The sequence below is a fragment of the Pseudomonas parakoreensis genome (genome assembly GCF_021602155.1).
In the GTDB taxonomy this organism is placed as follows: Bacteria; Pseudomonadota; Gammaproteobacteria; order Pseudomonadales; family Pseudomonadaceae; genus Aquipseudomonas; species Aquipseudomonas parakoreensis.
Map to the genome: position 1 here is coordinate 51,643 of NZ_BQHY01000022.1, position 22,871 is coordinate 74,513.

Here is a 22,871-nt window from a genome sequence, read left to right on the forward strand (position 1 = left end):
AAAGATCGCAGCCTGCGGCAGCTCCTACAGGGGGGAGTTATTCGTTGTCGAGGCCTTTACGGCGGTAGGGGAACACGTCGATGACTTTCCCGGCGCGAATCGCCTCTTGCAAACCCTTCCAGTAATCGGCGTTATACAACTCGCCGTGCAGTTGATCGAACAGTTTGCGCTGCCCGGCATCGGCGAACAGGAACGGCGGAAACTCTTCCGGGAACACATCCAGCGGCCCGATCGAATACCACGGCTCGGAAGCCATTTCGTCCTCGGGGGTGCGTGGCGCGGGGATGTGGCGGAAGTTGGCTTCGGTCAGGAAGCAGATTTCGTCATAGTCGTAGAACACCACCCGCCCGTGCCGGGTAACGCCGAAGTTCTTCAGCAGCATGTCACCGGGAAAGATATTGGCCGCCGCCAGTTGCTTGATCGCCAGGCCGTAATCCTCCAGTGCCTCGCGCACCTGCGCTTCGTTGGCGTTGTCCAGATAGAGGTTGAGCGGGGTCATGCGGCGCTCGGTCCAGCAGTGGCGGATCAACACCGTGTCGCCTTCGACCGAGACCGTCGACGGCGCGACGTCAAGCAGCTCTTCCAGGCACGCCGGATCGAACTTGCTCAGTGGAAAACGGAAGTCGGCGAATTCCTGGGTATCGGCCATGCGCCCGACGCGGTCGACACTTTTCACCAATCGGTATTTTTCGATGACCGTTGCCCGGTCGACGTTTTTCGACGGCGAGAAACGGTCCTTGATGATCTTGAACACGGTGTTGAAGCCCGGCAGGGTGAACACGCTCATGACCATGCCGCGCACGCCCGGCGCCATGATGAATTGATCGTCGGTGTTGGCCAGGTGATTGATCAGCGCGCGGTAGAACTCGGACTTGCCGTGTTTGTAGAAGCCGATCGAGGTGTACAGCTCAGCGATGTGCTTGCCCGGCAGAATGCGCCGCAGGAAACCGATGAACTCCGCCGGCACCGGCACATCGACCATGAAATACGAACGGGTGAAAGAGAAGATGATCGACACATCGGCTTCGTCGGTGATCAGCGCGTCGATCTGAATCCCGCGGCCTTCGCGGTGCAGCAGCGGAATCACCAGCGGCCACTGCTCGTTGGGGGTGTAGATGCGCCCGACCAGATACGCGCCTTTGTTGCGGTACAGCACCGAGGAAAACAGCTCGACGCTCAGCTCCGGATCCTTGCACACCCAGTCCGGCAAATTCTCGCGCAGTTGCGCTTCGAGGCGCTGCAGATCGCCGGGCAGATCGGCGTAATCCTCGCTGAAACGGTAGTCGGCAAAGATGCTCGCAAGCATCGACGACAGCTGACCTTGCGGCTTGTAGGTGCGGGTTTGCGCAGCCCGGGCGCGGCGCAGGCTCGGGCGCGTGGTATGGATGAACATGCAGCCGTCGCTGATCAGGTCGTGGCTGAACAGCCCGCAGAAGATCGAGTTGTACCAGGTCTCGGACAGCTCATCGTCGAAGCGCAGGTCGATCACGCTGATGTAGGCACTTTTCACCAACGGCCAGCTGCCGACATTCATCAACGTCTCGTCGTCGAAATGCTCGCGCAGGCGGGCGATGGTTTCGCCGACCTTTTCCTCGTAGAGATTGATCCGCGCCGCCGAGGCGGTCTGCGTTTCCTGCCAGCGCGCCTGCTCGAAGCGCTCGCGCGCGCCATCGGTAATCCGCCGGAAGTGCTCGCGGTAATCGTCAAAGCCATCGAGGATCATGCGGGCGATGTCGGTGGCTGGCCATTGCTGCGGCATAGAAGAGACCTCGGCGTACAAGTGGAAATCTGTGCCTGAGCTTAGCCACGGAACCGGGTGCAGGTGAAGTGCAATTTCTGCCAAAACCGGAACGCCAGCGCGCATCGCTGGCATTTTTCACCAGGCAACCCGCTGCAGCGAATTAAATGCCCGATTAGCGGTTGCCATCGCCGGGACGCTCGGCAACACTCTCGTCCCGATCAAGGAAGGAGTGCCATCGTGAGCGCTGTCGATATTTTCCGCATGCTGTCGCTGGCAGCCATCTGGGGCGCGAGTTTCCTGTTCATGCGCATTATTGCGCCGGTGATTGGCACCATTCCGACCGCGTTCTTTCGGGTGTCGATAGCGGCCGTCGGGCTGCTGGTGATTCTCGGGTTGATGCGCATCAGCTGGGACTTCAAAGGCAAACTGAAAACGGTGATGTTGCTGGGGGTGATCAACTCGGGGATTCCGGCGACGCTGTATTCGGTGGCGGCGCAAGTGTTGCCGGCCGGTTACTCGGCAATCTTCAACGCCACCACGCCGTTGATGGGCGTGTTGATTGGCGGGCTGTTTTTCAGTGAAAAACTCACTGTCGCGAAACTGACCGGGGTGTTTCTCGGCTTGTTCGGTGTCGGTGTGCTGACGCGTGCAGGGCCGGTGGCTTTCGATCTGCCATTGCTCATGGGCGCCCTCGCCTGCCTGCTTGCCACCACCTGCTACGGTTTCGCCGGATTTCTCACGCGACGCTGGCTGGATCACAGCGGTGGGCTCGACAGTCGTCTCTCAGCCGTGGGCAGCATGCTCGGCGCTTCGCTGTTTCTCTTGCCGCTGTTCGGCTACAGCGTGATCACCGCACCACCGGCAAGCTGGGGCGGCTGGAGTGTATGGCTATCGCTGCTGGGCCTGGGGCTGGGTTGCACCGCGTTCGCCTACATCATCTATTTCCGCTTGCTCAGTTCCATCGGCCCGGTCAAATCGATGACCGTCACCTTCATGATCCCGGCGTTCGGCGTGTTGTGGGGTGCGTTACTGCTGGATGAGCCGCTGTCGATGGCTCACTTGTACGGCGGGGTGTTGATTGCGCTGGCGTTGTGGTTGGTGTTGAAGCCGGCGGTAGCAACCGCCCGCTGATTGGCGGCGTCGATAAGTCAGTCTTCGCGAGCAAGCCCACATTTGGAATGCATTCCCCTGTGGGAGCGAGCCTGCTCGCGAAGGCGGCCGAACAGCCGCCATCAGTTTACGGATCAGCCGGTTTTACGGAACACAAACGCCAGACCGACAATGATCAACAGCATCCCCAGCACACTCAGCGCCGCCAGACGATTGCCGAAAATCAGATAGTCCATCAGCGCCGTCACCGCTGGCACCAGATAGAACAGACTGGTGACGTTCACCAGATTGCCCCGAGCGATCAGGCGGTACAGCAAAAGCGTCGCCAGCACCGACACCACCAGTCCCATCCACAACACCGGCACGATGAAACCGGCGCTGTGCTCAAAGTGGAACGGTTGAAACGGCACAAATATCCCGCACAACAACAGTCCGGCCAGGTATTGCACTGGCAGCGTGCCGAGGGGATTGTCGGTGATGCGTTTCTGCATGATCGAACCCAGAGTCATGCTCGCCAGTGCAAGCAGGCCGAACAGCATCCCGGCCCAGGACATCCCCGCCAGACCGAGCCCCTGGTAAACCACCATGATCAGCCCGGCCAGGCCCAGCGCCAGACCGAACATCCGGCTCGCCGAGCGCTGCCGCTCCATCAACACCACAGTGAGGATCGGCTGTACGCCCATGATGGTCGCCATCACCCCCGGCGTGACTTTGGTGTTGAGCGCCAACAGATAAAAAATCTGATACGCGCCCAACAACACCAGGCCCGTTGCAATCGCGAACAGCATCGGTTTGCCACCCTTGGGCAGCTTCAACTTGAGCAGCGGCGTCAACAGCAGCAGCCCGCACAGGGCGATCACAAAGCGAATCAGCAGAAAGGCAAAGGGCGAGGCATGGGCCAGGCCCCATTTGGAGAAGATCGCACCACTGCTCCACAGCAGAACGAACAGGCTCGTGGACATCGCCGCAAACGCGGATTGTTTCGAAAGGACAAACATGAATACCACCTGTAGTCAGGCAAATAGCCAACTCAGCCGAGGCTGAAATTCAGTAGGTGTTTCTGGGGGGCGCAGGGGTCAGCAAAGAATGCCGATCAGCCCGAAACGCCAACGCCCGGCGGTGATACGACGGCGCACACCGGCGTGCTACTGACAGGTGGAGGGTAATGACTGATCTGCCCGGGCTGCTGATTCCCGCACGGCACGACGCCAGCGTTGGCCGCTGAATCGACTACCGCGTTGATGAGGGATGCAGGCATTGGGACTGATCTTTTTTGAAGGATTTGAAATGTGAATCAGCTGATTCACGAGCGCCGACTATAACCAGCGCGGGACATGGATTGCAATGATTTGGCCAAAGGGCCAGCAGGGACAGTTGGCGGCGAGGTGAATAGGCTGATGAGCAAGGGATAGGCCCATTGATGGGGAGACAGGGAATGCTCGGGATCACATGCCAAGGGAACGGACATATTTGCGGTATCAGGTCTATCGGTCAGAGGCGCGGAAGCAGGCTGCTATCGTTACCCTTCAACTACAGCTTCAGTTGGAACGCCATGGTCCGACTGCCATCGATTTGTCGAAAGTACGTTTCGAACCTATCAACCAACAAGCACTTCAGGCATCAACTCTCTGGAGAGACCAGCACTTTTGCTGGAATGAGGTCATTGAGTGGAAAGGTCGAGAGCCTTTATCTCTGGACATCGCTATCTGGTTTGAAGAGGAACTGTGCGGGCTGTGTTTCGCAAATCCAAATGCCAGCAAAAACAGAATACGAATTGTGCGTCTGGAGGGACGCCCCTACGAATCCCATCCGTTAAAAAGACGTATCGGGGCACTGGCGATGATTGTGATTGAACAATACGCCCAACTCATAGGCAGCAAGGTTCTCGAGATCCAAGAACCTTTGAAGGGCGCGATTTCACACTATCAAGAGCTTGGCTTCGGCTTCGACGCTGGTGGCCGCCTTGTCAAAACCCTGGAGAACCTAGTATCGTGAAAACTGTTCAATTATCGATCAACTCAGGAGGAGAAATGAGCAAATCAACAAAGAAGCCGTCCTCCAGAAACGAGATACCCCCTCTCGGCAAAAAATCCGATGAGATAACGCTCACTGCGAGTCAGAGGCGTCTGCTGCAGTTACTGATAAAGGGTACTGAAAGCGAAGAGCCGAATGTACTCGCCGCTGGCCGACTTTAGATTTATCAGCAGACAAAAAACCGCTCACCAGGAGCGGTTTTTTTATTTCAACATCCAGCCTCAACCAAACAGCCAATACCCCAGCAACGTCAGCACCAACACCGCCAGAACCGGACGCAGGATGCGGTAAGCCTTGGGGTTGCGGCGTTTCCACTGTTTGACCACGCCACTGAACTTGTCGCTGAAGCTCTTGCTCCAGGCATAAGCCTGGTTAATGCCGCCGACACGTTCGTCATCAAGGTTCTGCGGGGCGGTGGCGCGTCCCAGCCAGGCGCTGATGGCGCGGTTGATGCGGGTCATCAGACGGTTGCTCAATGGGCGTTCGACGTCGCAGAACAGGATGACGCGAGTCTGCTCGGTTTCGTTTTTGACCCAGTGCACGTAAGTCTCGTCGAACATCACGTCTTCCCCGTCGCGCCAGGCGTACACCTGACCGTCGACGAAGATCCGGCAATCGTCGGAGTTCGGCGTCGACAGGCCCAGGTGATAACGCAGCGAGCCGGCAAACGGGTCACGGTGCGGGTTCAGGTGACTGCCACCGGGCAACAGCGCGAACATCGCACCTTTGACATTAGGGATCGCACTGACCAACGCCACGGTTTTCGGGCACAGGGTTTCGGCCGACGGCAGCGGTTTGTCGTACCACTTGAGGTAGAAACGCTTCCAGCCCTTCTTGAAGAACGAGCCGAAACCAGCGTCGTTGTTCTTCTCCGCGGCGCGGATATAGCCCTCGTCGAACAGGTGCATGGCTTCGTCGCGAATGGTTTCCCAGTTATCGCGCAACACATCCAGTTCCGGAAACTTGCTGCGATCCAGATACGGTTTGGACGGAACGCCGGAGAACAGGTACATCAGCGCATTGTACGGAGCGAACAGCGCCGAGTGGTTGACGAACTGACGCAGGACCGGCAGACGCGCCTTGCCGCGCAAATGCACATAGAGGATGCTGCCCACAAACAGCAGCAACACCAACACCTTGGCGGCTAACGAAAAGGTCATCAACGACTCCTTGAATAAAGACAACGCTGCGCAATGCCTTTTACCCGGCATGGCAGCCGGCCATGATAAACACTACCGGCCTCGGGAAAAACCCGCTGAACCCAAGATTCAGTGTTAAGAATTGCGCAACAAAGCATTTATTAGCATAACGATCCTGAACCCCGGCTGATCTGAGTCAATTCGACTATTGCTGATTCTCCTGCTCGGTGAACAGATCGCTGAACAACATGCTCGACAGATACCGCTCACCGGAGTCCGGCAAAATCACCACGATGGTCTTGCCCTGCATTTCCGGCTTCTCGGCCAGACGCACGGCCACGGCCATGGCCGCGCCGCAGGAAATACCGCACAGGATGCCTTCTTCCTGCATCAGACGCAGCGCCATGGCTTTGGATTCGTCGTCGGTGACCTGTTCCACCCGGTCGACCATCGACAAATCGAGGTTCTTTGGTACGAAACCGGCACCAATCCCCTGAATCTTGTGTGGGCTCGGCTTGATCTCTTCCCCCGCCAGGGCCTGGCTGATCACCGGCGAAGAGACGGGCTCTACGGCGACCGACAGAATCGGTTTGCCCTGGGTATTCTTGATATACCGCGAAACGCCGGTGATGGTTCCGCCGGTCCCGACACCTGCGACCAGTACATCGACAGCGCCGTCAGTGTCGTTCCAGATTTCCGGACCGGTGGTTTTTTCGTGAATCGCCGGGTTGGCCGGATTATCGAACTGCGACGGCATGAAGAATGAGCCAGTGTCGCTGGCAACAATTTCGGCAGCCTTCTCGATTGCGCCTTTCATGCCTTTGGCCGGCTCGGTCAGGACCAGTTCTGCGCCGAGGGCCTTGAGCACCTTGCGCCGCTCGATGCTCATCGAGGCCGGCATGGTCAGCATCAATTTGTAACCACGGGCGGCGGCAACGAAGGCCAGACCGATGCCGGTATTGCCCGACGTCGGTTCGACGATGGTCATGCCCGGCTTGAGTTTGCCGCTGCTCTCGGCGTCCCAGATCATGTTCGCGCCGATTCGGCATTTGACCGAATAACCGGGGTTGCGTCCCTCGATCTTGGCCAGAATGGTCACGCCACGCGGCGCGATGCGGTTGATCTGCACCAGCGGCGTATTGCCGATGGAATGGGCGTTGTCAGCGAAAATACGGCTCATGGCTGGGTCCTTATGCAGCGTTGAATTCAGCCTTCCAAGGTATGCCTGTTGCCTGACGCAGTCCAGTCGGGTCGAACGTCTGCGACGCGCAACAGTCAATCGCTTACATCGTTCGGGAACTACCGCCATGAAGCGTCGCTACAGCTGGCCCATCGGAATTTTCGCCATCATCGTCGTGCTGCTGATCGCCCTGCACATCGCCCTGCCCTACGTGGTACGCGATTACTTGAACGGCAAGCTCGCCGACATGGGCGATTACCGCGGTCAGATCACCGATGTCGATCTGGCCCTTTGGCGCGGCGCTTATAAGATCAACGGCCTGAAAATCGTCAAGGTCGACGGCAAAGTACCGGTGCCGTTCGTCAACGCGCCGGTGATTGATCTGGCGGTCAGTTGGCACTCGCTGTGGTACGACCATGCCGTGGTGGCGCAGGTGCAGTTCTTCAATCCCGAGATCAACTTCGTCGATGGCGGGGCCGACAAGAAGAACTCGCAGACCGGTAAAGGCACCGACTGGCGCGCGCAGCTGGGCAAGTTGCTGCCAATCACCCTCGACGAAGTACAGATTCACGACGGCAAGATCAGTTTTCGTAATTTCAACTCCAGACCGCCGGTCAACATGAACGCCAGCAACGTTGAAGCGAGCATCTACAACCTGACCAACGTGGTCGACAAACAGGGCAAACGCGACGCCCGTTTCGAAGGCAAGGCCAAGCTGCTCGGCCATGCACCGCTGGAGACCAGCGCCACCTTCGATCCGCTGAGCAACTTCGAAGACTTCCAGTTCCGCCTGCGCGCCCGCGACATCGAACTCAAAAGCATGAACGACTTTGCCTCGGCCTACGGCAAGTTCGATTTCAACGCCGGCCATGGCGACGTCGTCATCGAAGCCCAGGCGAAAAAAGCCCAGGTCAGCGGCTACATCAAACCCTTGCTGCGCGACGTCGAAGTGTTCAACTGGCAGCAGGATGTGGAAAACAAGGACAAGAGCATCTTCCGCTCCGTCTGGGAGGCCATCGTCGGCGGCACGGAAACCGTGCTGAAGAACCAGGCCAAAAACCAGTTCGCCACCAAGGTCGAACTCAGTGGCAACGTGCATCAGCAAAACATCAGCGCGTTCGAAGCGTTCTTGCAGATTTTGCGTAATGGCTTCATTCAGGCTTTCAATGCGCGGTATGAGCGGCCGAAGCCGGATGCGGGCTAATTCTTACGATTAACGACATATCGACCAGACTCTTCAGCCGCCAGCGTGGACTTTTGCTGCAATGAGTCCCAACCAAGACAAGCCAAGGCTAATGACCTTGGCACCGCCTCCCGCCCATTACTGTATCGGCTGATGCTGCGGGCACTGACACCCAGCGCCTCGGCTGCCTGATTCAGTGAGAGTCCGGTACGTGCACGCCAATCGATGAAAATCCGAGTGTTTTCATCGACAGTGTTTTGGGCCAGCGCATCCATATAAAGCGTGTCTGCGCCAATCTGTATATCGGGCTCAAGCCATTCGACCGTCCAGCCATTGTCGTCAAGGGTCGCAGCCGCAAACACTTCGGGATCAAGCAATGGTTGCAGACCTGGATAAGCGTGGATATCTCGGCTCAGGTCAAGGGTCAGATCCTGACCATCAATAAAGGTCAGTTTCAATCGAAAACCTGACAGTGCCTGCACAGCCGTCAGACGAGGCCTTTTCATGGGTAACATCGTTTCCAGTCCTCCAGCAGTTGCACTTGATGAGCCGCAACCCAAGCCAGCGCTTCATTGATAATCAGCGGCGGTGCCTTGCCCGTCATGACTTCGACGGTTTCAAGGCTCAGCATCACGTCCACACCGCCACCGATCAAGTGGACATGGGGTGGCGGGTGATCCTTCTCACGTAACTGAATGCGGTATTTGTCGCGAAATCGGTATTTAGTCGTCATGCCCGACAGGCTATCGCCAAATCGGCGATACCTGAATACTGGCCTCTGGCCGAAACCGAGTCAACATGTGACGCCCCATTCAGAGACTGAATAAGCCGTCTGCGTTCACAGTCGACCGGGCTGCGCGTTATAGTCGGGGCATCCGATTTTTTCACCCCCGCCCTGCCCGTGCAGGTCGGCGTTACCGTTCGAGGATTAGCAGATGAAGTTCGAAGGCACCCAGGCCTACGTCGCCACCGATGACCTGAAGCTGGCGGTCAACGCCGCCATCACCCTGGAGCGGCCGCTGCTGGTCAAGGGCGAACCGGGCACCGGCAAGACCATGCTCGCCGAGCAACTGGCCGAATCGTTCGGCGCCAAGCTGATCACCTGGCACATCAAGTCCACCACCAAGGCCCATCAGGGCCTGTACGAGTACGATGCGGTCAGCCGTCTGCGCGACTCGCAACTGGGCAACGAAAAAGTCCACGACGTGCGCAACTACCTGAAGAAGGGCAAGTTGTGGGAGGCGTTCGAGTCCGAAGAGCGGGTGATCCTGCTGATCGACGAAATCGACAAGGCTGACATCGAGTTCCCCAACGACCTGCTGCAAGAACTCGACAAGATGGAGTTCTACGTTTACGAGATCGACGAGACCATCAAAGCAAAAAAACGCCCGATCATCATCATTACCTCGAACAACGAGAAAGAGCTGCCGGACGCCTTCCTGCGCCGCTGCTTCTTCCACTACATCGCCTTCCCTGATCGCACGACCCTGCAGAAAATCGTCGACGTGCACTACCCGGACATCAAGAAGGATCTGGTCAGCGAGGCGCTGGACGTGTTCTTCGACGTGCGCAAGGTGCCGGGTCTGAAGAAGAAGCCGTCGACCTCGGAACTGGTCGATTGGCTGAAGCTGCTGATGGCTGACAACATCGGCGAAGCGGTGCTGCGCGAGCGCGATCCGACCAAAGCCATTCCGCCACTGGCCGGTGCTCTGGTGAAGAACGAGCAGGACGTGCAGTTGCTTGAGCGCCTGGCGTTCATGAGCCGTCGCGGTTCTCGCTAAGAGGCTGATGCCATGTTGCTCAACCTGTTCAACGAAATGCGTGCCGCCAAGGTGCCGGTGTCGGTGCGCGAGCTGCTCGACCTGATCAACGCGCTGAAACAGCGCGTGACCTTCGCCGACATGGACGAGTTCTATTACTTGTCGCGGGCGATTCTGGTCAAGGACGAACGGCATTTCGACAAGTTCGACCGTGCGTTCGGCGCCTACTTCAATGGCCTGGAAAAACTCGACGATCACCTGCAGGCATTGATTCCCGAAGACTGGCTGCGCAAGGAATTCGAGCGCTCGCTGACCGATGAGGAACGCGCGCAGATCCAGTCCCTCGGCGGCCTGGACAAGCTGATCGAAGAGTTCAAGAAACGTCTGGAAGAACAGAAGGAGCGCCACGCCGGCGGCAACAAATGGATCGGCACCGGCGGCACCAGCCCGTTTGGCTCCGGCGGCTTCAACCCGGAAGGCATTCGGGTCGGCGATGCCGGCAAGCGCCAGGGCAAAGCGGTGAAAGTCTGGGATCAGCGCGAGTACAAGAACCTCGACGATTCGGTGGAACTGGGCACCCGCAACATCAAGGTCGCTTTGCGTCGCCTGCGTAAATTCGCCCGTCAGGGGGCAGCGGAAGAACTCGACATCGACGGCACCATCGACCACACCGCCAAGGATGCCGGCCTGCTGAACATCCAGATGCGCCCGGAGCGGCGCAACACGGTGAAGCTGTTGCTGCTGTTCGACATCGGCGGCTCGATGGACGCCCACGTGAAGATCTGCGAGGAGTTGTTCTCGGCGTGCAAGACCGAGTTCAAGCATCTGGAGTACTTCTACTTCCACAACTTCATTTATGAATCGGTGTGGAAGAACAACATGCGCCGCACTTCCGAGCGCTTCTCGACGCAGGACTTGCTGCACAAGTACGGCGCCGACTACAAAGTGATCTTCATCGGCGACGCCGCCATGGCGCCCTACGAAATCACCCAGGCCGGCGGCAGTGTCGAGCACTGGAACGAAGAGCCGGGTTACGTGTGGATGCAGCGCTTCATGGAAAAGTACAAGAAGCTCATCTGGATCAATCCGTATCCGAAGGACACTTGGGGCTATACCTCGTCGACCAATATCGTGCGCGATTTGATCGAGGACCAGATGTATCCGTTGACGTTGCGCGGGTTGGAAGAAGGGATGCGCTTCCTGTCCAAATAAAAGCAAAAGATCGCAGCCTGCGGCAGCTCCTACAGGGAAGTTCGCGTTTCCCTGTAGGAGCTGCCGCAGGCTGGGATCTTTTGATCTTCAACCAAAGCGCTGCAAATACTCGACATGCTCCCGGTGCGCCACTTCCTGCACCACCGGCCTTAACCGCACCTGCGCCCCAGGCAGACACTGCGCCAGTCGCGCCAGCGCCAACGGCGTCAACGCTCCCAACCGTGGGTAGCCACCAATCGTCTGCCGATCATTGAGCAAGACAATCGGCTGCCCGTCCGGCGGCACCTGCACCGCGCCCAGCGGAATGCCCTCGGAAATCATCGGCCGCCCCTGGTACTGCAACGCCTTGCCCAACAGTCGAATGCCCATGCGGTCGGCACGACTGTCCAGTGCCCATGGACTGTTGAACACATCAAACAGACTCTGCCCGCTGAACTGGCCGATCTGTGCGCCGAGCACCAGATCCAGCGGTGCATTGAGGCGCAAATCAGGTCGATGCACCAGCGGCACTTCACGCACCTGCAGAACCTCCCCGCGATAACTCAATGTCGCGCCCTTGGTCAGCGGCAACCCCATGCCATCCAGTCCACCCAGCTCTTCGCGCACCACCGTGGCGCTGCTGCCCAGCACCTGCGGCGCGTCGAAACCACCGGGCGCGGCCAGATAAGCCCGGGCGCCGACCAGCGGTTGGGTGAACCTCAATGTCTGGCCTTGGCCCAGCTTGAAACTGCGCCACGGCGCCAGCGCCTGACCATCGATCTGCGCACCGAGATCAGCGCCGGCCAGCGCCAGCAAGCAATCGTCCTGCGCCACTACGGCAAATCCGCCAAGGGTGATTTCGATTGCAGGCAGATCCAGCCGGTTACCCAACAGCCAGTTGGCCCAGTTCATCGAACACCAATCTGCTGCGCCGCCCTGCGTCACGCCCAAATGGCGCACGCCAAAACGCCCGGCGTCCTGCAACAAACACAGCGGCGTGCTGGCTTCAATCGTCAGTCGGCTCATGCCAGCGCCTCCAGCGGTGTGTCATCACCGCCCAGGTTGATGAACTCGGCGTGGCTCACCGCTTCGAAACGCACGGTGTCGCCGGGTTGCATCAGGCTGTAGCCGTCGCGATGACGGTCGAACAGTTTCGCCGGGGTACGGCCGATCAGGTTCCAGCCGCCGGGGGACACCACCGGATAAGCCGCGGTCTGCCGTTCGGCGATGCCGACACTGCCGGCCGCGACTTTCTTGCGCGGGGTGTCCAGACGTGGCGCCGCGAGGATTTCTTCCACCAGTCCCATGAAGGCGAATCCCGGTGCGAAGCCGAGGGCGAACACCTGATATTCACGAGCGCTGTGACGGCGGATCACCTCCTCCACCGCCAACCCGCTGCGCTGCGCCAGCAGACTCAGTTCGGGGCCGACACTCAGGTCGTACCAGACCGGCAACACATGGCACTGGCCACGGGTTCGTGCATTTGGCGACAGGTCGATCAAGGCTTCAGCGATCAATTCACGGGCCTGACTCGGGCTCAGCGCGGTGAGGTCGTAATGCACCATCAACGTGGTGTAGGACGGCACCAAGTCGATCAACTGCGCGCCAAACACCGCCCGCAATCGCTCACTGGCGGCGAGCATCCACGGCATGTTGGCTTCGGCGATTTCATCGAACAGGCGCAGCATCAGGCAATCCACCGCCACCACTTCAATCCTTGGATTCATGGCGCACTCTGCTGATTCAGGGCCTCGCGAATGCGCCGCACGGCGGCCACCGAACTGGCGTTGTCGCCATGCACGCACAAGGTGTTGGCTTGCAGATGCAGCGCACTGCCGTCGCTGGCCACGAGGTCGCCGCCACGGGCGATAGTCAGGGCCTGTTCGATGATTGTTTCTGGTTCGTGATGCACCGCGCCCGCCAGTTGCCGCGACACCAGTCGACCTGCACTGTCGTAGGCACGGTCGGCGAAGGCTTCGAACCACAGGGTCACGCCGTATTCGTCACCGAGCTGCTGCGCCGCCGCATTGTCGCGGGTGGCCATCAGCATCAGCGGCAGGCTGCGATCATAGGCGGCCACGGCCTGAATCACCGCCCGCAACTGTGCCGGGTTGGCCATCATGTCGTTGTACATCGCGCCGTGGGGTTTGACGTAGCTGACTCGCCCGCCCTGCGCGCGGCAAATGCCGTCGAGCGCGCCGATCTGGTAATGCAGGATGTCTTGCAGCTCTTGCGCGGAATAGGCCATGGAACGCCGGCCGAAACCGACCAGATCCTGATAGGCCGGGTGCGCGCCGATCTGCACGCCGTGGCTCAGGGCCAGACTGACGGTCTTGCGCATGATGCCCGGGTCACCGGCATGGAAGCCGCAGGCCACGTTGGCGCAGTCGATGAAGGGCATGACCTCGGCGTCCAGACCCATGGTCCAGCTGCCGAAACTCTCGCCGATGTCACAGTTCAATAGCAGGCGGCTCACGGTGAACACTCCTGTAGCTTCTGGTCTTTTTATCTGTAGGACACTTGCAAGGCAGGTTATCAGTTACTGCGCATCCAGTTGCTTGCCACGGGTTTCCGGCAGGCTCAAGGCGGCCAGAATCACCACGCCGTAGGACACCGCCGCAAACGCACCGATCCCCACGCTCAGCGGTACCTTCTGGCTGAGCAGGCCAATCAGCAGCGGGAACAGAGCCGCCAGCGCCCGGCCGATGTTGTAGCAGAAGCCTTGCCCCGAGCCACGAATCCGCGTCGGAAACAACTCGGTGAGAAACGCGCCCATGCCGCTGAAAATCCCCGAGGCGAAGAAGCCCAGGGGAAAGCCCAGCCACAGCATCACGCCATTGCTGACCGGCATCTGCGTGTATAGCAAGACGATGGTGAACGAGCCGACCGCGAACAGGATGAAATTCTTTTTTCGCCCAAGCAGATCAGTCAGATAAGCGCTGATCACATAGCCGACGTAGGAACCGACGATCACCATCGCCAGATACCCGCCAGTGCCGAGCACACTCAAGCCGCGTTCGTTCTTGAGAAAAGTCGGCAGCCACGAGGTGATCGCGTAGTAACCCCCGAGCGCACCGGTAGTCAGCAAGGAGGCACGGAACGTGGTGAACAGCATGCCCGGGGCGAAGATCTCATAGAACTTCGCCGGATTTTCCGGGGTTTGCGCCGCCTTGGCTTCGCGGTAGATCTCCGGGTCTTTCACCAGCCGACGGACGAAAATCACGAAAATCGCCGGAACGATGCCGAGGATGAACAGCGCCCGCCAGGCCTCTTCCGGCGGCAACACCGAGAACAGCAGCGCATACAAAATCGCCGTCAGCCCCCAGCCCAAGGCCCAACCGCTCTGCACCATGCCCACCGCTTTGCCGCGATCCTTGGCGCGAATCACTTCACCGATCAGCACCGCGCCGGCGGTCCATTCGCCGCCAAAACCGAAGCCCATCAGGGTGCGGGCGATCAGCAACTGTTCGTAGTTCTGCGCGAAACCGCAGAGGAAGGTGAAGAAGGCGAACCACAGCACCGTCAGTTGCAAGGTGCGCACGCGGCCGATGCGGTCGGAAAGAATCCCCGCCACCCAGCCGCCAATGGCCGAGGCGATCAGCGTGCTGGTGTGAATCAGCCCGGCCTGCCCGGTGGTGATGCCCCACATGGCGATCAGGGTCGGCACCACGAAGCTGAGCATCTGCGTGTCCATACCGTCCAGGCCATAGCCGATCTTGCAGCTCCAGAAGGTGCGACGCTCTTGCTGATTGATGTTGCGATACCAGTCGAACGGTCCGGGGCGGGCCGTGCTCTTGGGGAGGTCGAGGGTGTCGGGCGCACGCATGGCAAGTCTCCGCAGGCTTTTATTGGTCTTGTTCGAAGTTCCGACGACGCCTATCGTGGGAACCGGATGCGCCGATTTTTCGTCGCCCGGCCCTGCTGCGTCCAACGAATAAAAACCCGCCTTAGGCATAAGAAAAATTTGTCACCCGAGCCGTTGCCATGAACCTGAAGTTTCTCGAGACCTTTGTCTGGGTCGCCCGGCTGAAGAGTTTTCGCCTGACCGCCGACAAGCTGTTCACCACCCAGGCGTCGATTTCCAGCCGCATCGCAGTGCTCGAAGGCGAGCTGGGGGTAAAGCTGTTTCTGCGCGATTCACGCGGCGTCAGCCTGACGCCCGAAGGCCTGAAAGTGCTGGATTATGCCGAGCAGATGCTCGATACGATGTCGGCGCTCAAGCAATCAATCGAGACCCGCTCGAGCAAGGTCGGCCGGGTGCGCATCGGCGTGATGGACACGGTGATCCACACCTGGCTGAGCCCGTTGGTGGCGCAGATGACCGATCGGTACCCGCGGGTGGAAATCGAGCTGGTGGCCGATACCTCGCTGAACCTCTGCGATCAGCTGCAAAAAGGCTTTCTCGACATCGTTCTGCAAACCGATCTGGTGCGCCACGAAAGCGTGCGCAGCCTCGAGCTGGCCAGCCATCCGTTGGGCTGGATCGTCGCCAGCAACTCGATCTACAACCGCGAGTACGCCGACCTTGGTGAGCTGGCGCGGGAACGGATCATCACTTATTCGAAAAACTCCCGACCGCACCAGGACCTGCTGGCGTTGATGCAGGCCAACGGCGTGCTGGCGCCGCGCCTGAACTGCGTGAATTCGGTGTCGGCGATTACCCGGTTGTTAGGTGATGGATTCGGCATTGGCGTATTGCCGCCGGTGCTGGTGGCCGAGGAACTGGCGCGGGGTGAACTGACTTTGCTCGACATCGACCAGCGCCCGCCGAATCTGCAGGTGGTGGTGTCGTGGCGGGTCGGCGTTGAGTGGGTCGAGGAGATGGTGACGTTGTGTCAGCAAGTGCTGGCGGGGTATGCGCGCAAGGTCGGTGAAAACTACATTGTCTTGAGTAGCTGAAAAGCAAAAGATCGCAGCCTTCGGCAGCTCCTACACAGGAATATGCGTTTCCCTGTAGGAGCTGCCGCAGGCTGCGATCTTTTGCTCTTGACCTTTTACAAGCCGCGCACGTCGCGGTCTTCAATCGGGCGGCTCTGGCGCAAACGCCGGCCACCCAGCACCACCCAGTCAATCAGACGAATCAGGCACTCGATGCCGAACGACAGCAGCAACGCGCCGCTCATGCCCCAGATCATCGCTTCCGGGGTCAGCAGGATCTGGTAGCTGTAGCCGTTCCAGGTCTCCTTGCGAATGTCCGGGTCGGCGGCCAGCACCACTTGCAGGAAGCGGATGTACCACGGGCCCTGCATCGCCTGGAACTGTTTATCCAGCGCCGTCTGGCGGTTGAGCAAAGTGCTCAGGCTGTCGGCATCGCTGCGAAATACCGGGTCGTCACTGGCGCGGTAATGCGCGACCAGCGCCTGCAAATCGCCCTTGAAGAACTGCTCGGCGGTACCCTGAAAACCGCGCAGACCGGTCTGCGCTTCGATCAGATGGGCTTCGACGCGTTTGGCGTAATCGTTGATGAACCCCGGCACCTGGACACCGATCAACAGGCCCGCCGCAAACAACACCAGCCGTAGATAACTGAGCAACATCGAGGAGAGATCCTTTATTCGGTCGTGCCCTGGCTGACGCATTCGCCGCGTCGCCACAGGCTCCATTGGCCCGGTTGGTAACGGGTCCAGGTTTCGTTTTCGGTCAAAGGCTCGGTGGCGATCACCGTAACCACGTCATTGGGCGTGGTTTCCGCCTGGAAATCGACGATCACATCGACATCCTTGAGCCGCGCCGGGCCGAACGGTGCGCGCCGGGTGATCTGTGCCAGTTTGGTCGAGCAATAGCAGAACAGCCAGTCGCCGTCACTGAGCAGGCAGTTGAACACGCCTTTGCTGCGATATTCAGCACACGCGGCGACCAGATCCGGCAGCAGCACTTCTATATCGACCGGTTCCGGGAAGGCTGCACGCACGCGGTTAAGCAAATCGCAGAACGCCGCTTCGCTGTCGGTGTCGCCCACCGGGCGGTAGAAGCTCTTGATCGGGGTGAAATCGGCGAGCTGGCCGTTGTGCGCGAAACACCAGTTACGGCCCCACAGTTCGCGGACGAACGGGTGGGTGTTGGACAGGCAGACCTTGCCGACGTTGGCCTGGCGGATGTGGCCGATGACCACCTCGCTTTTGATCGGATAGCGCTGCACCAGATTGGCGACTTCCGACTCGCTGCTGGCGGCCGGGTCCTGAAACAGGCGCAGACCGCGCCCTTCATAGAAGGCGATGCCCCAGCCGTCGCGGTGCGGGCCGGTACGCCCGCCGCGCTGCATCAGGCCGGTGAAGCTGAACACGATATCGGTCGGCACGTTGGCACTCATGCCCAGTAGTTCACACATGTGCTGACTCTCGTGGTTACAGACGCGGCTCGACGCGCATGCGCTGCGGATTGTTCGGCAATGGCGGGCGACCGTAGCGGTCATCACCGGCAGCGCCGAACGGCTGATCGTCGTCGCGATCATCGGCACGCGCCGCTGCCTTGGCGGCTTCGGCCTGCTCGCGACGGGCGCGTGAGGCGCGTTCGATCGGGAAGCGGATCAGCACGAAAATCAGGTAGATGCCGAACGCAATCATGCCGTACATGAACAGGTCGGAAATCGCCCGCCAGGCGTTGTTGCCGACCTTGAAGGCCAGATCCAGCGGAGTGATGGCGATCGACGGTGCAACCTTGGCTTTCACCGGGTCAATGATGGTCGGGCTGAACAGCAACACTGCCATCAGCACCCGCAGCGGCTCGCGCAGCCAGCGCCACATCCAGCGGGTCAGGCGCATCCATACCAACAGGCAGCCCACAGCGGCGAAGGCGTAGAGGCCCCAGGCGATCAGATAGTCGTTCTCGGTCATGGTGTCCATGGCAAGGCAGGCAAATAGGCGCTTATAGTAACGACTTTTCGCCCGTCAGGCTTGTCCCAATGCCAGACGGCCAACAGCAAACCCTGTGGGAGCGAGCTTGCTCGCGAAAGCGTCGGGTCAGTGAAACAAATGTCATCTGACAGGACGCCTTCGCGAGCAAGCTCGCTCCCACAGGAGAGTGCGATGGTTTCAAGAGCTGCGAAAACCATTATTACGAATACTGTCCGAGAGCCTTCCATGCCCGAATCCGCCCACGTCATCCGCGCCCCGATCGCCCACAAGGCTGCCGGTGCCGACCCGTATGCCTGGCTGCAGGAACGCGACACCGACGCGGTGCTCGACTACCTCAAGGCTGAAAACGCCTATCAGGAAGCACAGACCGCCGATCAGGCCGCCCTGCGCGAAAGCCTGTTCGAGGAGATCAAGGGCCGGATCCTCGAAACCGACCTGTCCCTGCCCTCGCCATGGGGGCCGTATCTGTATTACACGCGCACCACGGCGGGTGACGAATACGCCCGGCATTACCGCTGCCCGCGTCCGGCCGACGACAGCCTGACCCTCGACGAGAGCCGCGAGCAACTGCTGCTCGACCCCAACGAGCTGGCCAACGGCGGCTTCTTCTCGCTCGGCGCGTTCAGCATCAGCCCGGATCACCAGCGCCTGGCCTACAGCGTCGATGCTTCGGGCGACGAGATCTACACGCTGTTCGTCAAGGAACTGGCCAGCGAAAAGGTCAGCGAGCTGGAATTCCAGGACTGCGATGGCAGCATGACCTGGGCCAACGACAGCCTGACTTTGTTCTTCGGCGTGCTCGACGACACCCATCGCCCGCACAAGCTGTTTCGCTATCGCCTCGACGGCACCGCTGCCGAAGAGGTGTTCCATGAGCCGGACGGACGTTTCTTCCTGCATTGCTACCGCTCCAGTTCCGAGCAGCAATTGCTGCTGACCCTGGGCAGCAAGACCACCAGCGAAGTCTGGGCCCTGGACGCGCATCAGCCGCACCTGCCCTTCACCTGCCTGGCGCCCCGGGTCGAGGATCACGAATACGATGTCGACCACGGCGCGCTGGATGGCGCGTGGACCTGGTTCATCCGCACCAACCGTGACGGCATCAACTTCGCCCTGTATCAAGCACCGGACACCGGTGTCGTGCCGAGCGAGGCCGACTGGCAGAACCTGATTCCGCACAGCGACACGGTGATGCTCGACGGCGTAACGCTGAACACGGCGGCCATGACCCTGAGCCTGCGCGAAGGCGGTCTGCCGATAATCGAAGTTCACCCACAGGGCCAGACGCCGTATCGCGTGCAATTGCCGGACGCGGCCTACAGCCTCTATGTGCAGAACAGCCTGGAGTTCGAGAGCGACCGCATCCGTCTGCGTTACGAGGCGTTGAACCGTCCGGCGCAGGTGCGGCAGTTGCTGCTGGACAGCGGCGAGCAAACCGTCCTGAAAGAAACTCCGGTGCTCGGTCCGTTCGACGCCGACGCCTACGTCAGCCAACGCCTGTGGGCCACCGCGCCGGACGGCACGCAGGTGCCGATCAGCCTGGTGAAGAAACGCGAGATGGTCGGCAAACCGGTGCCGCTGTACCTGTACGGTTATGGCGCCTACGGCTCCAGTCTCGACCCGTGGTTCTCCCACGCGCGCCTGAGCCTGCTGGATCGCGGCATGGCGTTCGCCATCGCCCACGTGCGTGGCGGCGGTGAGCTGGGCGAAGCGTGGTATCGCGCCGGCAAACAGGAGCACAAGCACAACACCTTCAGCGACTTCATTGCCTGCGCCGAATTTCTGATCCTCAACGGCATCACCACCGCTGAAAAACTGGCGATCAGCGGCGGCAGCGCTGGCGGCTTGTTGATTGGCGCAGTGCTGAACCAGCGTCCGGACCTGTTCGGCGTGGCGATTGCCGAAGTGCCGTTCGTCGACGTGCTCAACACCATGCTCGACCCTGATTTGCCGCTGACCGTCACCGAATATGACGAGTGGGGCAACCCCGCAGAGCCGGACGTCTACGAGCGGATCAAAGCGTACGCGCCGTACGAAAACGTCACCGCGCAGGCTTACCCGGCAATGCTGGTGATCGCCGGCTACAACGACAGCCGCGTGCAGTACTGGGAAGCCGCCAAGTGGGTGGCGAAACTGCGCGCGACCAAGACCGACGACAACCTGCTGCTGCTCAAGACCGAACTCGGCGCCGGGCATGGCGGAATGAGCGGGCGTTATCAGGGATTACGTGACGTAGCGCTCGAATATGCATTTGTGTTCAAGGTTTTGGGCCTGGCCTGAGGAACTCCATCGGTCACTTGGGTCTTAACTCCAGACCCAAGAGGCCGATACACCACAGATCCCTGTAGGAACGAGCCTGTGTGGTGAGGGGATTTATCCCCGATGGGTGGCAAAGCCGCCCCAGATCTGCAATGCGATTCTTTCAGGCCGATCGCATTGGCGGATTTGCGACTGCTGCGCAGCCGATCGGGGATAAATCCCCTCACCACAGGCTCACTCCTACAAGGGTCCGTGTAGTGCCTTGAAAATGTGAAAACAATAAAGACCGCAACGACATGTCAGAACCGACCTTACTGAACAACGAAATCCGCGACTGGCTGATGGACTGTGGCCTGTTCGATCAATTGCAACTGGCGGACTTCGCCGCGGCCTCGGGCTACTTCAGCATCAGCACCGTGGCTGAAGGTGAAGCGATTTTCCGTGAGGGCGATGCCGGCAGTTTCATGTGCATCCTCCATACCGGTCAGGTCGCGGTGCAGAAGACTGGCCCTGACGGCCAGGTCATCACCATGGCCACCCTGCGCAGCGGTCGGGCGTTCGGGGAAATGGCCGTGCTCGATGGTGAGCGCCGTTCGGCGACCTGCGTCGCGGCGAGCAACTGCCAACTGCTCAATCTGGGCAAGGACTCACTGGAAAAGATGCTCAACGACGCGCCGAAGATCGCCGCCAAGATCATTCGCGCCCTCGCCGTGTCCCTTTCCAAACGCTTGCGCATGGCCGACGGCCAACTGGCGGCGCAACAGGTTTAACCGCCGGGGGATTTGGCCTTGGTGCTGCTCGGCTCGATGCCCGGCACCGGTTGATCCTTGCTCGGCGGGCTGGGCATTTCGATTGGCACCAGTGGCGGGCTGCCACTGCCGGCGCCGGCCTTCGGTGCGCTGATCGGGGTGATTTGCGGATACGGCGTTGGCGTGGCGGTACCCGGTGATCCGGGTTGCGGCGTCGGGCTGACCGGAATGGTCTGCTGCGCCTGCACTGCAGTAATCGCGAGCGCGGCCAGGGCAATGGCCGTTAGAATGATGCGCTTCATCAAGGGCTCCGTTTGGCCTCTAGTCTGCGTTCAGGCTACTCCCAACGGGCCTGCTTGCCTTCCCCCCTTGTAGAGATTTCCATGAAACGTTTCGTTCTGCTCGACACCACGCCGATCCCTGACAGCGGCGGCGCCCTGTGCCTGTTCGAGTATGGCGAGGATTTCGTCATCAAGATCCAGGGCGGCGACGGCGGGCAATTGATGAACACGCGCATGCACGGTTCCGAAGATGCGCTGGCCGAGATTCCTTGCCGCAAGGTGGCCGGACGGCCGAATTCACGGGTGTTGATTGGCGGTCTGGGCATGGGCTTCACCCTCGCCTCGGCGCTCAAGCATCTGGGCAAGAGCGCCGAAGTGGTGGTCGCCGAACTGGTGCCAGGGGTGGTCGAGTGGAACCGTGGGCCGCTTGGTGAAAAGTCCGGGCGACCGTTGCTCGATTCGCGCACGGTGATCCGCCAGGACGACGTGGCCAAGGTCCTGCAAAGCGAGCCGAACGGCTTCGACGCGATCATGCTCGACGTCGACAACGGTCCCGAAGGCCTGACCCAGAAGGCCAACAGCTGGCTGTATTCCGCCGCCGGTCTGAACGCCTGCGCCAAGGCCCTGCGGCCCAAAGGCGTGCTGGCGGTGTGGTCGGCCAGCGCTGACCGGCAGTTTTCCGACAAATTGAAGAAGGCCGGTTTCAAGGCCGAAGAAGTCCAGGTCTTCGCCCACGGCAACAAAGGCACCCGCCACACGATCTGGATTGCCGAGAAGCTCAAGGGCTGAGCTAAACTCTGCACATAACCGTCATCAGTCTTTTACAAAGGTGAACCCATGAGTTCGTCCACCCCGACCAACACGTCGAAACTCGATCGCATCCTGGCCGACAACCAGCGCGACAAGGAAATGGGCTACCGCGACAAAGCCCTGAAGATGTACCCGCACGTCTGCGGCCGCTGCGCCCGTGAGTTTTCCGGCAAGCGCCTGAGCGAACTGACCGTGCACCACCGCGATCACAACCACGACAACAACCCGCAGGACGGCTCGAACTGGGAACTGTTGTGCCTGTATTGCCATGACAATGAGCACTCGCGCTACACCGACCAGCAGTATTTCGGCGACGGCTCGCTGAGCACACCGAAAATCGCCAAGGCGACGCATAACCCGTTTGCCGCCCTCGCCGGCCTGATGAAAAAAGAAGACTTATCTTCATTGCCATTACTGGCACCATCGCTGTCAAGCCAGCTCCCACAATTAGTTTCGTCGCTCACAAGTTTTTTTTACACCCGACATACCTGTGGGGGCTTGCTTGCCAGCGATGGGGCCAGTAATGGCAATGAAGATCAGTCTTCTTTTTTCATCAGGCCGGCGAGGGCGGCAAACGGGT

23 protein-coding genes and 1 pseudogene are annotated in these 22,871 nt (G+C 60.0%); 10 read left to right on the forward strand and 14 right to left on the reverse strand.

Annotated features, from left to right (window positions below):
- Positions 1 to 37: 37 nt before the first annotated feature.
- Positions 38 to 1,759 (reverse strand): bifunctional isocitrate dehydrogenase kinase/phosphatase, encoded by a 1,722-nt coding sequence (aceK, locus tag L6D63_RS25185; protein WP_047292357.1) that lies wholly within the window; start codon positions 1,757 to 1,759, stop codon positions 38 to 40.
- Positions 1,760 to 1,978: 219 nt separating this feature from the next.
- Here aceK and L6D63_RS25190 point away from each other — a divergent pair, with 219 nt between their 5' ends.
- On the forward strand, positions 1,979 to 2,872 hold the full coding sequence (locus L6D63_RS25190) for a DMT family transporter (protein ID WP_047292355.1): 894 nt from the start codon (positions 1,979 to 1,981) through the stop codon (positions 2,870 to 2,872).
- Positions 2,873 to 2,985: 113 nt separating this feature from the next.
- On the opposite strand, the gene L6D63_RS25195 is transcribed toward L6D63_RS25190, so the two are convergent.
- Positions 2,986 to 3,849, reverse strand: a complete 864-nt coding sequence (locus L6D63_RS25195; protein ID WP_131669962.1) for a DMT family transporter — start codon at positions 3,847 to 3,849, stop codon at positions 2,986 to 2,988.
- Between the two features lie 472 nt (positions 3,850 to 4,321).
- On the opposite strand from L6D63_RS25195, the gene L6D63_RS25200 reads away from it, so the two are divergent.
- A complete protein-coding gene (locus L6D63_RS25200; protein WP_306453279.1) occupies positions 4,322 to 4,846 on the forward strand; it encodes a hypothetical protein in 525 nt (174 codons plus the stop codon).
- A 260-nt stretch (positions 4,847 to 5,106) separates the two neighbouring features.
- Here L6D63_RS25200 and L6D63_RS25205 read toward each other — a convergent pair whose 3' ends face one another.
- Together L6D63_RS25205 and cysK are read right to left on the reverse strand one after the other, a co-directional pair.
- Positions 5,107 to 6,045 carry an aspartyl/asparaginyl beta-hydroxylase domain-containing protein gene (locus L6D63_RS25205; RefSeq protein WP_047292347.1) on the reverse strand — a complete coding sequence of 313 codons (939 nt, stop codon included), beginning with the start codon at positions 6,043 to 6,045 and terminating at the stop codon, positions 5,107 to 5,109.
- Positions 6,046 to 6,229: 184 nt separating this feature from the next.
- Complete coding sequence (cysK, locus tag L6D63_RS25210; protein ID WP_047292345.1) at positions 6,230 to 7,204, reverse strand: cysteine synthase A; 975 nt, start codon at positions 7,202 to 7,204, stop codon at positions 6,230 to 6,232.
- Between the two features lie 127 nt (positions 7,205 to 7,331).
- On the opposite strand from cysK, the gene L6D63_RS25215 reads away from it, so the two are divergent.
- On the forward strand, positions 7,332 to 8,408 hold the full coding sequence (locus L6D63_RS25215; RefSeq protein ID WP_047292343.1) for a DUF748 domain-containing protein: 1,077 nt from the start codon (positions 7,332 to 7,334) through the stop codon (positions 8,406 to 8,408).
- On the opposite strand, the gene L6D63_RS25220 is transcribed toward L6D63_RS25215, so the two are convergent.
- Both L6D63_RS25220 and L6D63_RS25225 read right to left on the reverse strand, forming a co-directional pair.
- A complete protein-coding gene (locus L6D63_RS25220) occupies positions 8,405 to 8,902 on the reverse strand; it encodes a helix-turn-helix domain-containing protein (protein WP_041070304.1) in 498 nt (165 codons plus the stop codon). The two genes, L6D63_RS25215 and L6D63_RS25220, sit on opposite strands and share 4 nt — an antisense overlap.
- Positions 8,890 to 9,120, reverse strand: a complete 231-nt coding sequence (locus L6D63_RS25225) for a DUF4160 domain-containing protein (protein WP_047292340.1) — start codon at positions 9,118 to 9,120, stop codon at positions 8,890 to 8,892. Before L6D63_RS25225 ends, L6D63_RS25220 begins: the two co-directional genes overlap by 13 nt.
- A gap of 202 nt (positions 9,121 to 9,322) precedes the next feature.
- Between L6D63_RS25225 and L6D63_RS25230 the strand changes: the two genes are divergently transcribed.
- Both L6D63_RS25230 and L6D63_RS25235 read left to right on the forward strand, forming a co-directional pair.
- Positions 9,323 to 10,168 carry an AAA family ATPase gene (locus L6D63_RS25230; protein WP_025110627.1) on the forward strand — a complete coding sequence of 282 codons (846 nt, stop codon included), beginning with the start codon at positions 9,323 to 9,325 and terminating at the stop codon, positions 10,166 to 10,168.
- Positions 10,169 to 10,180: 12 nt separating this feature from the next.
- The gene (locus L6D63_RS25235; protein ID WP_047292337.1) at positions 10,181 to 11,359 is read left to right on the forward strand and encodes a vWA domain-containing protein; all 1,179 of its coding nucleotides are present in this window, start codon (positions 10,181 to 10,183) and stop codon (positions 11,357 to 11,359) included.
- Positions 11,360 to 11,446: 87 nt separating this feature from the next.
- Here L6D63_RS25235 and L6D63_RS25240 read toward each other — a convergent pair whose 3' ends face one another.
- From L6D63_RS25240 to L6D63_RS25255, 4 genes are all read right to left on the reverse strand, one after another.
- Positions 11,447 to 12,364, reverse strand: a complete 918-nt coding sequence (locus tag L6D63_RS25240) for a 5-oxoprolinase subunit C family protein (RefSeq protein WP_047292335.1) — start codon at positions 12,362 to 12,364, stop codon at positions 11,447 to 11,449.
- A complete protein-coding gene (gene pxpB / locus L6D63_RS25245) occupies positions 12,361 to 13,065 on the reverse strand; it encodes a 5-oxoprolinase subunit PxpB (RefSeq protein ID WP_131669961.1) in 705 nt (234 codons plus the stop codon). The genes L6D63_RS25240 and pxpB overlap by 4 nt, the downstream gene beginning before the upstream one ends.
- Positions 13,062 to 13,814, reverse strand: a complete 753-nt coding sequence (locus L6D63_RS25250) for a 5-oxoprolinase subunit PxpA (protein ID WP_047292330.1) — start codon at positions 13,812 to 13,814, stop codon at positions 13,062 to 13,064. The genes pxpB and L6D63_RS25250 overlap by 4 nt, the downstream gene beginning before the upstream one ends.
- 63 nt (positions 13,815 to 13,877) lie before the next feature.
- The gene (locus L6D63_RS25255; protein WP_041070314.1) at positions 13,878 to 15,164 is read right to left on the reverse strand and encodes an MFS transporter; all 1,287 of its coding nucleotides are present in this window, start codon (positions 15,162 to 15,164) and stop codon (positions 13,878 to 13,880) included.
- 158 nt (positions 15,165 to 15,322) lie between these two features.
- Here L6D63_RS25255 and L6D63_RS25260 point away from each other — a divergent pair, with 158 nt between their 5' ends.
- Complete coding sequence (locus L6D63_RS25260) at positions 15,323 to 16,237, forward strand: LysR family transcriptional regulator (RefSeq protein ID WP_131669960.1); 915 nt, start codon at positions 15,323 to 15,325, stop codon at positions 16,235 to 16,237.
- Positions 16,238 to 16,332: 95 nt separating this feature from the next.
- Here L6D63_RS25260 and L6D63_RS25265 read toward each other — a convergent pair whose 3' ends face one another.
- Genes L6D63_RS25265 through L6D63_RS25275 form a run of 3 tightly spaced genes read right to left on the reverse strand, consistent with a single transcriptional unit; the run spans position 16,333 to position 18,180 of the window.
- Entirely contained in the window at positions 16,333 to 16,875 is a 543-nt protein-coding gene (locus tag L6D63_RS25265; protein ID WP_007969600.1) for a DUF2937 family protein, read from the reverse strand.
- 14 nt (positions 16,876 to 16,889) lie between these two features.
- A complete protein-coding gene (locus L6D63_RS25270) occupies positions 16,890 to 17,666 on the reverse strand; it encodes a class II glutamine amidotransferase (protein ID WP_007969599.1) in 777 nt (258 codons plus the stop codon).
- 16 nt (positions 17,667 to 17,682) lie between these two features.
- Positions 17,683 to 18,180 carry an MFS transporter gene (locus L6D63_RS25275; RefSeq protein ID WP_131669959.1) on the reverse strand — a complete coding sequence of 166 codons (498 nt, stop codon included), beginning with the start codon at positions 18,178 to 18,180 and terminating at the stop codon, positions 17,683 to 17,685.
- Between the two features lie 237 nt (positions 18,181 to 18,417).
- Between L6D63_RS25275 and L6D63_RS25280 the strand changes: the two genes are divergently transcribed.
- Both L6D63_RS25280 and L6D63_RS25285 read left to right on the forward strand, forming a co-directional pair.
- Positions 18,418 to 20,472: a S9 family peptidase gene (locus L6D63_RS25280; RefSeq protein WP_131669958.1), complete on the forward strand. Its 2,055-nt coding sequence runs from the start codon at positions 18,418 to 18,420 to the stop codon at positions 20,470 to 20,472.
- 275 nt (positions 20,473 to 20,747) lie between these two features.
- A complete protein-coding gene (locus tag L6D63_RS25285; RefSeq protein ID WP_041070525.1) occupies positions 20,748 to 21,221 on the forward strand; it encodes a cyclic nucleotide-binding domain-containing protein in 474 nt (157 codons plus the stop codon).
- Here the strand turns inward: L6D63_RS25285 and L6D63_RS25290 are convergent.
- Positions 21,218 to 21,502, reverse strand: coding sequence for a hypothetical protein (locus L6D63_RS25290; protein ID WP_047292319.1), 285 nt, complete (start codon positions 21,500 to 21,502; stop codon positions 21,218 to 21,220). The genes L6D63_RS25285 and L6D63_RS25290 overlap by 4 nt on opposite strands.
- Positions 21,503 to 21,583: 81 nt before the next feature.
- Here L6D63_RS25290 and L6D63_RS25295 point away from each other — a divergent pair, with 81 nt between their 5' ends.
- Both L6D63_RS25295 and L6D63_RS25300 read left to right on the forward strand, forming a co-directional pair.
- A complete protein-coding gene (locus tag L6D63_RS25295; RefSeq protein WP_047292317.1) occupies positions 21,584 to 22,270 on the forward strand; it encodes a spermidine synthase in 687 nt (228 codons plus the stop codon).
- Between the two features lie 48 nt (positions 22,271 to 22,318).
- Positions 22,319 to 22,687, forward strand: a pseudogene (locus L6D63_RS25300) (YajD family HNH nuclease); the annotation flags it as partial.
- Positions 22,688 to 22,871: the final 184 nt, after the last annotated feature.

Excerpts from the sequence above, each read along its gene's own strand:
- aceK (WP_047292357.1), bottom strand. The coding sequence starts at position 1,759 with ATGCCGCAGCAATGGCCAGCCACCGACATCGCCCGCATGATCCTCGAT.
- L6D63_RS25230 (WP_025110627.1), top strand. The coding sequence starts at position 9,323 with ATGAAGTTCGAAGGCACCCAGGCCTACGTCGCCACCGATGACCTGAAG.
- L6D63_RS25290 (WP_047292319.1), bottom strand. The coding sequence starts at position 21,502 with ATGAAGCGCATCATTCTAACGGCCATTGCCCTGGCCGCGCTCGCGATT.
- L6D63_RS25235 (WP_047292337.1), top strand. The coding sequence starts at position 10,181 with ATGTTGCTCAACCTGTTCAACGAAATGCGTGCCGCCAAGGTGCCGGTG.
- pxpB (WP_131669961.1), bottom strand. The coding sequence starts at position 13,065 with ATGAATCCAAGGATTGAAGTGGTGGCGGTGGATTGCCTGATGCTGCGC.
- L6D63_RS25225 (WP_047292340.1), bottom strand. The coding sequence starts at position 9,120 with ATGACGACTAAATACCGATTTCGCGACAAATACCGCATTCAGTTACGT.
- L6D63_RS25280 (WP_131669958.1), top strand. The coding sequence starts at position 18,418 with ATGCCCGAATCCGCCCACGTCATCCGCGCCCCGATCGCCCACAAGGCT.
- L6D63_RS25270 (WP_007969599.1), bottom strand. The coding sequence starts at position 17,666 with ATGTGTGAACTACTGGGCATGAGTGCCAACGTGCCGACCGATATCGTG.
- L6D63_RS25195 (WP_131669962.1), bottom strand. The coding sequence starts at position 3,849 with ATGTTTGTCCTTTCGAAACAATCCGCGTTTGCGGCGATGTCCACGAGC.
- L6D63_RS25255 (WP_041070314.1), bottom strand. The coding sequence starts at position 15,164 with ATGCGTGCGCCCGACACCCTCGACCTCCCCAAGAGCACGGCCCGCCCC.
- L6D63_RS25295 (WP_047292317.1), top strand. The coding sequence starts at position 21,584 with ATGAAACGTTTCGTTCTGCTCGACACCACGCCGATCCCTGACAGCGGC.
- cysK (WP_047292345.1), bottom strand. The coding sequence starts at position 7,204 with ATGAGCCGTATTTTCGCTGACAACGCCCATTCCATCGGCAATACGCCG.
- L6D63_RS25285 (WP_041070525.1), top strand. The coding sequence starts at position 20,748 with ATGTCAGAACCGACCTTACTGAACAACGAAATCCGCGACTGGCTGATG.
- L6D63_RS25220 (WP_041070304.1), bottom strand. The coding sequence starts at position 8,902 with ATGTTACCCATGAAAAGGCCTCGTCTGACGGCTGTGCAGGCACTGTCA.
- L6D63_RS25205 (WP_047292347.1), bottom strand. The coding sequence starts at position 6,045 with ATGACCTTTTCGTTAGCCGCCAAGGTGTTGGTGTTGCTGCTGTTTGTG.
- L6D63_RS25260 (WP_131669960.1), top strand. The coding sequence starts at position 15,323 with ATGAACCTGAAGTTTCTCGAGACCTTTGTCTGGGTCGCCCGGCTGAAG.
- L6D63_RS25240 (WP_047292335.1), bottom strand. The coding sequence starts at position 12,364 with ATGAGCCGACTGACGATTGAAGCCAGCACGCCGCTGTGTTTGTTGCAG.
- L6D63_RS25215 (WP_047292343.1), top strand. The coding sequence starts at position 7,332 with ATGAAGCGTCGCTACAGCTGGCCCATCGGAATTTTCGCCATCATCGTC.
- L6D63_RS25265 (WP_007969600.1), bottom strand. The coding sequence starts at position 16,875 with ATGTTGCTCAGTTATCTACGGCTGGTGTTGTTTGCGGCGGGCCTGTTG.
- L6D63_RS25275 (WP_131669959.1), bottom strand. The coding sequence starts at position 18,180 with ATGGACACCATGACCGAGAACGACTATCTGATCGCCTGGGGCCTCTAC.